The organism is Bradyrhizobium sp. (assembly GCF_030693485.1).
Lineage (GTDB): Bacteria > Pseudomonadota > Alphaproteobacteria > Rhizobiales > Xanthobacteraceae > Bradyrhizobium.
The window spans coordinates 1-12,023 of record NZ_JAUYAN010000312.1 but is presented as its reverse complement, the minus strand read 5'-3'; the positions used below and the strand labels follow the sequence as shown (position 1 = coordinate 12,023).

At 61.9% G+C, this 12,023-nt stretch carries 12 protein-coding genes; 10 read left to right on the top strand and 2 right to left on the bottom strand.

What is annotated here, in order from left to right:
• Both Q8N40_RS22835 and Q8N40_RS22830 read right to left on the bottom strand, forming a co-directional pair.
• A partial coding sequence (locus Q8N40_RS22835) for a site-specific DNA-methyltransferase (protein WP_305713411.1) occupies positions 1-1,056 on the bottom strand: 1,056 nt, incomplete at its 3' end.
• A 369-nt stretch (positions 1,057-1,425) separates the two neighbouring features.
• Complete coding sequence (locus tag Q8N40_RS22830; RefSeq protein WP_305713410.1) at positions 1,426-2,256, bottom strand: sterol desaturase family protein; 831 nt, start codon at positions 2,254-2,256, stop codon at positions 1,426-1,428.
• Positions 2,257-2,560: 304 nt separating this feature from the next.
• Between Q8N40_RS22830 and Q8N40_RS22825 the strand changes: the two genes are divergently transcribed.
• The 10 genes from Q8N40_RS22825 (at position 2,561) to Q8N40_RS22780 (ending at position 11,731) form a co-directional block, all read left to right on the top strand.
• Positions 2,561-2,725: a Flp family type IVb pilin gene (locus tag Q8N40_RS22825; protein ID WP_305321573.1), complete on the top strand. Its 165-nt coding sequence runs from the start codon at positions 2,561-2,563 to the stop codon at positions 2,723-2,725.
• Positions 2,726-2,805: 80 nt separating this feature from the next.
• On the top strand, positions 2,806-2,952 hold the full coding sequence (locus Q8N40_RS22820) for a hypothetical protein (RefSeq protein ID WP_305321572.1): 147 nt from the start codon (positions 2,806-2,808) through the stop codon (positions 2,950-2,952).
• 91 nt (positions 2,953-3,043) lie between these two features.
• Positions 3,044-3,568, top strand: a complete 525-nt coding sequence (locus Q8N40_RS22815; RefSeq protein WP_305321571.1) for a prepilin peptidase — start codon at positions 3,044-3,046, stop codon at positions 3,566-3,568.
• A 127-nt stretch (positions 3,569-3,695) separates the two neighbouring features.
• A complete protein-coding gene (cpaB, locus tag Q8N40_RS22810; RefSeq protein ID WP_305713409.1) occupies positions 3,696-4,487 on the top strand; it encodes a Flp pilus assembly protein CpaB in 792 nt (263 codons plus the stop codon).
• 17 nt (positions 4,488-4,504) lie between these two features.
• Positions 4,505-5,962, top strand: a complete 1,458-nt coding sequence (locus tag Q8N40_RS22805; protein ID WP_305713408.1) for a type II and III secretion system protein family protein — start codon at positions 4,505-4,507, stop codon at positions 5,960-5,962.
• A gap of 20 nt (positions 5,963-5,982) precedes the next feature.
• Positions 5,983-6,723: a CpaD family pilus assembly protein gene (locus Q8N40_RS22800; protein WP_305713407.1), complete on the top strand. Its 741-nt coding sequence runs from the start codon at positions 5,983-5,985 to the stop codon at positions 6,721-6,723.
• Positions 6,720-7,985 (top strand): AAA family ATPase, encoded by a 1,266-nt coding sequence (locus Q8N40_RS22795; protein ID WP_305713406.1) that lies wholly within the window; start codon positions 6,720-6,722, stop codon positions 7,983-7,985. Before Q8N40_RS22800 ends, Q8N40_RS22795 begins: the two co-directional genes overlap by 4 nt.
• Before the next feature lie 18 nt (positions 7,986-8,003).
• Positions 8,004-9,476 carry a CpaF family protein gene (locus tag Q8N40_RS22790; protein WP_305319655.1) on the top strand — a complete coding sequence of 491 codons (1,473 nt, stop codon included), beginning with the start codon at positions 8,004-8,006 and terminating at the stop codon, positions 9,474-9,476.
• 11 nt (positions 9,477-9,487) lie between these two features.
• Positions 9,488-10,747, top strand: a complete 1,260-nt coding sequence (locus Q8N40_RS22785) for a type II secretion system F family protein (RefSeq protein WP_305713405.1) — start codon at positions 9,488-9,490, stop codon at positions 10,745-10,747.
• A gap of 9 nt (positions 10,748-10,756) precedes the next feature.
• Positions 10,757-11,731, top strand: a complete 975-nt coding sequence (locus tag Q8N40_RS22780; RefSeq protein WP_305713404.1) for a type II secretion system F family protein — start codon at positions 10,757-10,759, stop codon at positions 11,729-11,731.
• Positions 11,732-12,023: the final 292 nt, after the last annotated feature.

The window sequence follows — 12,023 nt, the reverse complement described above, 5'->3', positions numbered from 1 at the left end:
ATCTTTTCGAGACGGCCTGCCCGGCGCGATTGACTTTCCTACCCAAAAATCCAAATCGGGCAAATCCTCTCGAAGCAAAGGCGTCTTTTTCTTCGGGAGCATGGGCCCCTTTCCAACGCGGATTGCTTTTATCAAATCATCCTTAGTTTCCCATCGCATTACGTCGGAAGGATTGCACACAGGGAAAAAGATCTCCTTCTTCCTAATCAGCTCTTCGATGGTCTCCGACCGCAGTCTTGTACCTGGCTTGACGCGCGACTCCGTCGCATAAGCCCATACTCTCTCCGGATCACACGGATACCAATAGCCTGTCGCCGGATCTTGGATGGGGTAGTATGTATTTTCACGTGTTATGTATGTCTCAGCTTTAGTTAACGGCTGCGGCGTCCAATCCCCTTCCGGATCGTTGTCGGCATTGCGGTAATCATCAAAGCTAAGGGCCTTGCCGCTGAACTGAAACTGAGGATTTGCATACACTAGTACGTGCTCGTGCACTTGGCTGAGATTACCGCCAGAGTCATTTGCGGAGTCCTTCGTTCGCCAGACAAAACTGCCAATCCGTCGTCCTGGCATGACCTTATCGAGTAGTAGTTCCAACTTGGCGCGACTTTCGTCATTGATGCAACACAGCAGAACCCCATCTTCTCGAAGAAGGTCGCGTGCGATCACAAGCCTCTGGTAAAGAAATTCGACCCAAGTGGAGTAGCGCCATGAATCATTTTCATCCACAAATCTGTCATTATAGACAAAATCCCTCTTACCGGTGTTATAGGGCGGATCGATAAGGATGCATTTGATGCGCCCAGCAAAGGCCATACGCAAGTATCGAAGCGCATCAAAATTGTCACCTTCGATTATCAGATTCCGCCACGGAGCTTGGCCCGTGCTTAGTTCCGGCACAACGTCGAGAGCTACGAAGTCAGAGTTGATGGCGAAATCGCGATCAATTTCTTTCGCTTCCCAGATTAGGCCAAATCGTGTCGCATCCCGCCTGTCGCGGGCTTCCAACAAGCGAGCCAGTTCGTCTTTCGAGAGATCGTCATATTTCGTTGACATTTAGCTTCCGAGCATCAAGGCAAAGGCAAGAGTGAGACTCAAAACCACCCTAGGATCGACTCATCCCTTAAAGCAACGTTTTGCGCGGCCGAAGCTCTAGGTTGTTCGAACACGTTCGACAGGCCAAGGGTTGATCGACTACCGCCCGGAGGTATATGTTCCCTATGTTGACCGCGAGGGTCAATGTCTTTCGGGCCGTCGAGTGGAAGTTCTTTGAAAATGGATGCTCTTTGATGGGGGTGCTTCGCCCTGAGCTGGCTTTTCGGTGCTAGCTGGAGTTCTAAGTCAGCCTCGAACGCTGACGGAGCCTGCATCAGCAACGTCTACAACTTGCAAGCTTCGAGAACCGTCCGCCAGCCCGAAAACACTTTATCGCCGGAACGGATAGGCCAGTTGCCCGGCAATCTCGGTCGGAAAGGTCGCCTGCTCGTCGATGCCGTAATTGTCGGGCAGCTTGTTTTCCGGCATCCGGAAAGTCCCGAACAAGATGTCCCAGAGCGGAAAAGTGCCGGCGAAGTTGGTGTTGCCGCCCTCTTCCTGCGCCGTGTGATGCCAGCGGTGAAACACCGGGCTGGCGAGCACGTATTTGAACGGGCCAAGCGTCCAGTTCAGGTTGGCGTGCACGAACGCCGAATGGAACATGTTGAAGGGCGCGACCCAGAGCATGACGTTGGGCGAAATGCCGGCGATCAGCAGGAAGACGTCGACCAGAATGGTTCCCAGGAACAGGTTGACGGGATGGAAGCGCGCCGCGGAAATCCAGTCCAGATGCTCGGATGAATGATGGACCGCGTGGTATTTCCAGAAGTCGCCCCGGTGAAACATCCGGTGCAGCCAGTACAGCATGAAATCCGACAGCACCAGGAACAGCACCGCCTGGAACCAGAGCGGCAACTTCGCCAGCGGGCCATGGCCATTGTCGTAGAATGCAATCAGCTCGTCGGCGTCGCGGATATTGAAGAGCACGCCGGCGCCGACTACCAGCAGCCCGATCCGCAGCACGCGGGCGAACAGCGGCACGAAGAACCAGTAGCAGATATCGGTGACGAGTTCCTTCTTGCGCCACCACGGCGTTCCCGGATTGCAGGCCCAGAAATGGGTCAGCACTGTGAATACCACGGCCAGGCCGATCGTGACGGGCACCACCTTGGCGATCGTCTCGCCGAACATCACAACGACTTCCAGGGGCAAATTGGACATGGCAACCTCATCCGACGGGCCTTAATGGGTACCCTTTGACGCTTAAGGAGCCATGAATCGCGGCGGTTCGCGGCTTTGAAGCCCTCCACAGACCGGGAGCGATCCGGTACCCGTCGAATTGCCGGCAAGCTCTTAATTCGACATTTACTCTGCTTAAGAACTGCCAGTTTCATCCAGGTTTACGCGGTCGAATTAACTGCGCCGAAATTTCCCGACCCTAGGGTTGCGCCCATGGTCACGGTGCTGAGAACGCCGGCGAGACCAAACGTTAGTCGACCAGCCACGTGTACACATGGAGTTGAATATGAAGAACCTGATTGCGCGTTTTGTGAAGGACGAGTCCGGCGCCACCGCCATCGAGTACGGCCTGATTGCAGCCGGCATCTCGCTCGCGATCATCGCTGTCGTGAACGGCCTCGGCACCAACCTGAACACCAAGTTCACCTCGATCAACACCTCGCTGAAATAAGCGACTGTTGCGCGAAAGCCTCAAAGGCCCCGGCAACTCCGGGGCCTTTGCTGTCTCTATGAGTGGTGTTGGCGTAAAGCATGAGTAAACCGGTGACCGTCGCCGCAGCGGCAACAAGCGCGGCCTTGACGCCCGGCCGCCGGGACAGGCGGTCCGTGGAACTGATCTGCCTGACGCTGGCGCTGGCGATGCTCGCCATCATCGTCCGGATCGCCAGTATCTGGTGACCGCTCGAGCCGTTTCCCGATTGTTCATCTCTGATCGCTAGACTCGGGCGATGCTCCGACCTCGCCTCAGCCACACGGGCCGCCCAGTCCCATGATCCTCGATATCGTTCGCCTCACGCTGTTTCCGGCCCTGATGGCGTTCGCGGCAGCGAGCGATCTTTTCACCATGACGATTTCGAACCGGGTGTCGCTGGCACTGGCGGTGGGCTTTCTGGCGCTCGCGCTGCTGAGCGGCATGCCGTTCCTCGACATTCTCTCGCATGTCGGCGCCGGCTTGACCGTACTCGTCATCGCCTTTGGCTGCTTTGCCATGGGCTGGGTCGGCGGCGGCGACGCCAAGGTGGCGGCTGCGGCCGCATTGTGGTTCGGCTTCGGCCATCTGCTCAACTATTTGCTCTACGCCTCGCTGTTCGGCGGCGCCCTGACATTACTGTTGCTGCAGTTCCGGCAATGGCCACTGCCCTGGCAGCTCGCGGGCCAGCCCTGGCTGCTCAAGTTGCACGCCAGGGAGACCGGCATTCCCTACGGCATCGCGCTCGCGATCGGCGCGCTGATGATCTATCCGGAAACCGAGTGGATCAAGGCGGTGAACCTCACCCACTTCGTCATGCGCTGAGCAAGCGTTAGGTAAACTCTCGTTAACGCGATTTAGATACGCCTCATTAACCATGCTTTGACGAATAGCTGGTCAACTCCCATCACGGCGACGGAAGCGTCGCGGCGTAATGTGGAAAGTGAAGCGTATGAATACCGCACGCATTGTGGTGCTGACGATCGCTGTCGGAGCCGGAGGCGTGGCCGCCTATCTTGCGAGCGGATCCGACAAGGGACCGGCGCCGGCGGAGCCGGTCGCCCAGATGCCGACGGTCGACGTTCTGGTTGCGAAGGCCGACATCGGTCTCGGCCAGTCGCTGAAGCCGGACGATATGCAATGGCAGACATGGCCGGCCTCCTCGAACAACAATACCTTTATTCGCCGCGGCGAACGCCCTGACGCCACCACGCAGGTCGCAGGCTGGATCGCGCGCGCGCCTTTCATCGCCGGCGAACCAATCCGGGAACAGAAGCTTGTCAGGGCCGACGGATCCGGCTTCATGGCGGCGATTTTGCCCACCGGCATGCGCGCCATTTCCACCGAGATTTCGCCCGAAACCGGCGCCGGCGGCTTCATCCTGCCGAACGACCGGGTCGACGTGATCCTGTCCAAACGCGAGAAGGCCGACAAGAACGGTCCGGACCAGGTCATCTCCGAAGTCATCCTGACCAATGTCCGCGTGCTGGCGATCGATCAGGCGCCGAAGGAAAAGGACGGCCAGAATGCCGTGGTCGGCAAGACCGTCACGCTGGAGCTGAAGCCGGAGCAGGCCGAGACGCTGGCGCGCGCGCGCCAGACCGGCACGCTGGCACTGGCGCTGCGCAGCATCGCCGACCTCAACATGGTCGAGAACCGAACCGACGATCAAACCTCCAAGCGTGGCGAAAGTATCAACGTAATTCGCTACGGCGTCTCCAGCCCGACGACGATGCAGAAGTGACAAAGAGGACGCGCGAAATGAAGTGCAGGGGAAATCAGCCGGTAATGCGGACCATGATGGTCCGCGCCCTGTCGTTCTCGGCTGTCGCGGCGATGATGTTCAATCAGGCCTTGACGCCGGTGCTGGCGAGCGATTATCGCGTCGCCGCGCCGGGCGCGGCCGACGGCCAGATGAATGCGCGCTTCCTCGCGCTCGGCATCGGCAAATCCGTCGTGATCGACCTGCCGCGCGACATCAAGGACGTGCTGGTCGCAGATCCCAAGATCGCCAACGCCGTCGTCCGCTCATCGCAGCGCGCCTATATCATCGGGGCCGCGGTCGGTCAGACCAACATCGTGTTCTTCGATTCCGCCGGCCAGCAGATCGCGGCCTACGATATCGCCGTCAAGCGCGACCTCAACGGCTTGCGCGCGGCGCTGAAGAGCACGCTGCCGAATGCCGACATCCAGATCGAAGGCGTCGGCGACGGCGTCATGCTGACCGGATCGGCGGCAAGCCCGATCGAGGCCCAGCAGGCCGGCGAACTCGCCGGGCGCCTGGCGGGCGGCGCTGAAAAGGTGGTCAACTCGATCGTGGTGCGCGGCCGCGACCAGGTGATGCTGAAGGTTACCGTCGCCGAAGTCGCGCGCAATATCATCAAGCAGCTCGGCATCGACGTCTCCGGCACGCTGAACTACGGCACCGCCGTCGTGAACTTCAACAACTCCAACCCCTTCACCGCGCTTGGCCGCCCGCTGGTCGCCGGCAACGGCGTGACCGGGTCGCTAGGCTCGTCGGTATCGGCCACCCTGCGCGCGATGGAGAACGCCGGCGTGGTACGCACGTTGGCCGAGCCGAACCTGACCGCGATTTCCGGCGAGTCCGCGACCTTCATTGCCGGCGGCGAGTTTCCGGTGCCGGCCGGCTACAATTGCGATCCCGTCACCCGGGTCTGCACCACCCAGATCAGCTTCAAGAAATTTGGCATCTCGCTGAACTTCACTCCGGTGGTGCTGTCCGAAGGGCGCATCAGCCTGCGGGTGATGACCGAGGTCTCGGAACTGTCGAACGAAAACGCCATTACATTGAGCCAGGGCTCCGGCAATTCGCTGACGGTCCCCTCGGTCAAGACCCGCCGCGCGGAAACCACCCTTGAAATTCCCTCGGGCGGCGCGATGGCGATGGCGGGCCTGATCCAGGAACAGACCAAGCAGGCCATCAACGGTCTGCCGGGCCTTGCGCAGTTGCCGGTGCTCGGCACGCTGTTCCGCAGCCGCGACTTCGTCAACAGCCAGACCGAACTGGTGGTCATCGTAACGCCCTTCATCGTGCGCGCGGTGGCGCAGAAGGACCTGTCGAGGCCGGATGACGGCTTTGCCAATGCGTCGGATCCGCAGGCCGACCTCTTGGGCAGCATCAATCGCATCTACGGCGTTCCGGGCCGCGTCGAACCGGCACGGAATTATCGCGGCACCTACGGCTTTATTACCGATTGAGCGGGACGAGGACCAGAACGATGACAATCAAACCACCCCTCGATCGCAGTCGCGCTTTCCGCCTGGCGGGAGCGCTTGTCGGTCTGACCGTCGTGCTGGGCGCCTGCCGACACACCGGCGATGTCGCCATGGCCGAAAGTGCTCCCGACGATTATCGCCATCGCCACCCGATCGCCATCGAGGAAACCAACCGATCGGTCGTGATCTTTGTCGGACAGGCGCGGGGCGGACTTTCCGCCGCACAGCGCGCCGACGTGATCGGGCTGGGCCAGGTCTGGCTGCGTGAGGGCACCGGCGCCATCACCGCCGACGTGCCGGTCGACACGCCGAATGCGCGCGCGGCCGCGGACGCGTTCCGGGAAATTCAGGGAACGCTGGCTGCCGCTGGCGTGCCGCCGCGCGGGGTCGTTGCCCGCCACTACAAGCCGAATGATCCGCGCACGATGGCGACGATACGGTTGAACTATCCGAAGATCGCGGCGGTCGCCGGTCCGTGCGGGTTGTGGCCCGAAGACATCGGTCCGTCGATCAAGAACAAGGGCTATTTCGAGAACAGGCAGTACTACAATTTCGGCTGCGCCTATCAGCGCAACATGGCGGCGATGGTCGACAATCCGGCCGACCTGGTGCAGCCGCGAAGTGAAACACCAGCCTATACGTCCCGGCGCAACATCGCCTTCGACAAGTATCGCAAGGGCACCACGACCGCGACCACCTATCCCGAATCCGACCGGGCCAAACTCAGCGATACAGGCAAATGATCAGCTACGCGCGCCAGAACACCGAACAGCAGCCGGACGCATCGCCGCCCGCGGACGATCACATCGCGCCGGCACCGCGGGTGTCGGTGCAGGCTTTTTGCGAGACCGTGGAAACCGCGGCCGCCGTGCAGTCGGCGGGCGAAGACCGCCGCCTCGGCAAGGCCCATCTCAAGATCCAGATGGGCGGCATGGCAGCGGCCATCGAGGCCTATCGCACGGCGCCGACGCCGAACGTGATCATCCTGGAAACCGAGGGCCGCACCGATATTCTCGCAGGCCTCGATCAACTTGCCACCGTGTGCGATTCCGGAACCCGGGTGGTCGTGATCGGCAAGATCAACGACGTCACGCTGTATCGCGAACTGGTGCGCCGCGGCGTCAGCGACTATGTGCTCGCGCCGGTCAATACGATCGACGTGGTGCGCTCGGTCTGCAATCTGTTCTCGGCGCCGGAAGCCAAGGCCGTCGGCCGCATCATCGCCGTCGTCGGCGCCAAGGGCGGCGTCGGCTCCTCCACCATCGCGCACAACGTCGCCTGGGCGATTGCACGCGATCTGGCGCTGGATTCCGTGGTCGCCGACCTTGACCTCGCGTTCGGCACCGCCGGCCTCGATTATAACCAGGATCCGCCGCAGGGTATTGCCGACGCCGTGTTCTCGCCGGACCGCGTCGATACCGCCTTCATCGACAGATTGCTGTCGAAGTGCACCGACCACCTCAGCCTGCTGGCGGCGCCGGCGACGCTGGAGCGGGTCTACGACTTCGGCGCCGAAGCCTTCGATTCGATCTTCGACACGCTTCGCACCACGATGCCGTGCATCGTGCTCGACGTCCCCCATCAATGGTCGGGCTGGACGCGGCGGGCGCTGATCGGCGCCGACGACATCCTGATCGTCGGGGCGCCGGATCTCGCCAATTTGCGCAACACCAAGAATATCTTCGACCTGTTGAAGGCCTCGCGGCCCAACGACCGGACGCCGCTCTATTGCCTCAACATGGTCGGCATGCCGAAACGGCCGGAAATCAACGCCGGCGAATTCGCCAAGGCGATCGAGAGCCAGCCGATCGCATCGATACCGTTCGACCCGCAAATGTTCGGATCGGCCGCCAACAACGGCCAGATGATCGCGGAAATTTCCGCCAATCATCGCACCACCGAGATCTTTCTGCAGATCGCGCAACGGCTGACAGGCCGCGGCGAGACCAAAAAACCGCGGGGTTCGTTCCTGTCACCCCTGCTCGAGAAGCTGCGGGCCAAGTAGCCCGCATGGAGTACCGTCGTGTTTGGTAAGCGTAGCGGAACTGAAGGCGATACACGGGCTGCGAAGCCCGCCGCAGGCGTGTCGCATGCGCCTGCCGCGGCTCCGGCCGCCGTTTCGCGCGAGGCGGCTCCGCCCGTGGTATCCTCACCGCCGATCTCTCCGGCGAAATCGGCGCCACCCGCGCCCGCCATCGACGCGCGGCGGTCGGACAGCTATTATCAGGTCAAGGCCACCATCTTCGGCGCCCTAATCGAAGCGATCGACCTTGCCCAGCTCGCCAAGCTCGACGGCGAATCGGCGCGCGAGGAAATCCGCGATATCGTCAACGAGATCATCGCGATCAAGAACATCGTGATGTCGATCGCCGAGCAGGAAGAACTGCTCGACGATATCTGCAACGACGTCCTCGGATACGGCCCGCTGGAACCGCTGCTGTCGCGCGACGACATCTCCGATATCATGGTCAACGGCGCCGGAACCGTGTTCATCGAAGTCGCCGGCCGCATCCAGAAGACCGGCATCCGCTTCCGCGACAACCAGCAGCTGCTGAACATCTGTCAACGCATCGTCAGCCAGGTCGGCCGGCGGGTCGACGAATCCTCGCCGATCTGCGACGCCCGCCTCGCCGACGGTTCGCGCGTCAATGCCATCGTGCCGCCGCTGGCGATCGACGGTCCGGCACTGACCATCCGCAAATTCAAGAAAGACAAGCTGACGCTGGATCAGCTGGTGAAGTTCGGCGCGATCACGCCCGAAGGCGCCGACATCCTGCAGATCATCGGGCGCTGCCGCGCCAACGTGCTGATTTCCGGCGGCACCGGTTCCGGCAAGACCACGCTGCTGAACTGCCTGACCCAGTACATAGACGACGACGAGCGCATTATCACCTGCGAAGACGCTGCCGAACTCCAACTGCAACAGCCGCATGTGGTGCGGCTGGAAACCCGGCCGCCCAACATCGAGGGCGAAGGCCAGGTCACGATGCGCGAACTGGTCCGCAACTGCCTGCGTATGCGCCCCGAACGCATCATCGTCGGCGAAGTCCGCGGACCCGAGGCTTTTGACCTGTTGCAGGCCATGAATACCGGCCATGACGGATCGATGGGAACGCTGCACGCCAATAATCCGCGTGAGGCGCTGTCGCGCTGCGAATCCATGATCACAATGGGCGGATTCTCGCTGCCGTCGCGAACCATCCGCGAGATGATCTGCGCCTCGATCGACGTCGTGATCCAGGCCGCGCGTCTGCGCGACGGTTCGCGCCGCATCACCCACATCACCGAGGTGATGGGCATGGAAGGCGACACCATCATCACCCAGGACCTGTTCATCTACGACATGATCGGCGAGGACACCAACGGCAACATCATCGGCCGGCACCGCTCGACCGGCATCGGACGGCCCCGTTTCTGGGATCGCGCGCGATACTACGGCGAAGAGAAGCGGCTGGCGGCAGCGCTCGACGCCGCCGAAGTCATCGTGGAAGTCTGAGGGAGCGAGCCATGAACATACAAGCGCTCGCGCTGGCCTTTCTCGCCTTCACCGCCATCGGCGGCGTGGCATGGGTGTTTCTGTATCCGCTGCTGTCGGGCGAGCGAAAGGCCGAGAATCGCCGCGCCTCCGTCGCCAGCCCGGAGCCGGTTGCCCGCAACGTCGACAAGAATCAGCGTTCGCGACGCGAGCAGGTCGAAGGATCGCTGAAAGAGCTCGATGCGCGCAGGCAGAAGGAAAAGAGCGTCTCGCTGAGCGTCCGCCTCACCCAGGCCGGGCTGGACTGGTCGCCGAGGAAATTCATGGTGATCTCGGCCATTCTGGGAGCGGCGGCGTTCGCGGCCGTGATACTGCCGACGCTCAAGCCGGCAGACAGCTCCGGAACGGCTCCGGTTCTGGTCGATCCGGCCTCGACCACCAGTACGGTCGATCTCGGCCTTGGAAAGTCGCTGGTGATCGATCTGCGCAGGGACGTTGCCGGCGTCAAGACCAGCGATCCCAAGGTTGCAAATGCGTCGGTGCGGTCGTCACAGCAGATCTACGTCACCGGCGCCACCGAGGGCCGTACCAGTGTCGTGGTGTCGGATTCCACCGGCAAGCCGGTCGCGACCTACGATGTCTTCGTCAGCGCCGAGGGCGGCATGCGCGGACTGCTCGGTGCGCTGGGCATGGCGTTTGCCGCCGGCTTCGGCCTGCCGCGCTGGGGCCTCGGCTATCTCAAGAAGCGCCGCGAGAAGGCGTTTCTCAAGGCGCTGCCGGACGCCGTCGACGTCATTGTGCGCGGCATCAAGGCCGGCCTGCCGCTGTTCGAATCGATCAAGGTGGTCGCGGCCGACGCGCCGGAGCCGCTCCGGGGCGAATTCCTCTCCATTATCGAGACCCAGGCGATCGGCATGCCGCTCGGCGACGCCTGTGTGCGTCTGTACGAACGGATGCCGGTGCCGGAAGCCAATTTCTTCGGGATCGTGATCGCGATCCAGCAAAAGTCCGGCGGCAATCTGTCGGAAGCGCTCGGCAACCTGTCGAAGGTGCTACGCGACCGCAAGCGGATGGCCGAAAAGATCCAGGCCATGTCGATGGAAGCCAAGGCGTCCGCCGGCATCATCGGCTCGCTGCCGCCGATCGTCATGCTGCTCGTCTACCTCTCGACCCCCGATTACATCTCGCTGCTGTGGACCCATCCGACCGGTCAGCTGATGCTGGTCGGCTGCCTGATCTGGATGTCCCTTGGCATCTTCGTGATGAAGAGAATGATCAACTTCGACTTCTGACGGTGCAGCATGATTGATTTCCTGGTCACAAAACTCCACGACGCGCGGTTCATGACCATGCTGCTCGCTGCGATCGCCGCGAGCGCGACCGCCTACACGCTGATCATGCCGCTGTTCGCCGGCGAAGGTCTCGCCAAGCGCATGAAGGCGGTTGCCAGCGAACGCGAGCGGATCCGGCAGCGCGAGCGTGACCGGCTCACCAAGACCGAGAAAGTATCGCTGCGCGCGACGCCGAAGCAGCTGGTCTCCAGGGTAGTGGAAGACTTCAACCTGACGAAATGGCTGGCGCAGGAAGCCGCGCGCGACAAGCTGACCATGGCCGGCTATCGCGGCCAGGCGCCCTACATCACCTTCCTGTTCTTCCGCCTGGTGACGCCGATCCTGATGTTCGTGGGCGCCATCCTGTATGTCTTCGTCATCTCGCAGATGGAAAAATCCATGCCGGTGAAGATCGGCATGTGCATCGCTGCGGCCTATCTCGGCCTGCAGGCGCCGATGCTGTTCCTGAAGAACGCGATTTCGAAGCGCCAGCTCTCGATCAAGCGCGCGTTTCCCGATGCGCTCGACCTGCTGCTGATCTGCATCGAGTCGGGCATGTCGATCGAGGTCGCCTTCCGCAAGGTCGCCACCGAGATCGTGAGCCAGTCGGTGGCGCTGTCGGAGGAATTCACGCTGACCACCGCCGAGCTGTCCTATTTGCAGGACCGCAAGGTGGCCTACGAAAACCTCGCGAAGCGCACCGGGCTGGAGGGCGTGAAATCGGTCTGCCTGGCGCTGATGCAGTCGGAACGCTACGGCACCCCGCTCGGCACCAGCCTGCGCGTGATGGCGCAGGAAAACCGCGACATGCGCATGTTGGAAGCCGAGAAGAAGGCCGCCGCGCTGCCGCCGAAACTGACGGTGCCGATGATCCTGTTCTTCCTGCCGGTGCTGTTCGTGGTCATTCTCGGGCCGACCGGTATCAAGGTCGCGGCGATGCAGTGAGGCTCAGCCTCCCGACGGGGACGATCAGCACCACCATTTGACGCCCGCATCGCCCGCCGCCTGACCGGCCGAACAGGTACGCTGGCGGCCCCAAAACAAAAATATCGAAAACAACCCCATGCAATGGGTACGTATAATACGATAGAGGTATTTTAATACCTTATTTCAGTTCGGCCGGTTGAGCGCCGCCACCGGCACGGACGCCGGGCGACCAGCGCGCGGGTTGTCCTTGCGGGCCAGCATCTGCTGCAGGTAGGCGACGTTGGCGGCCGCTTCCTCTGCCGGCAGGTCG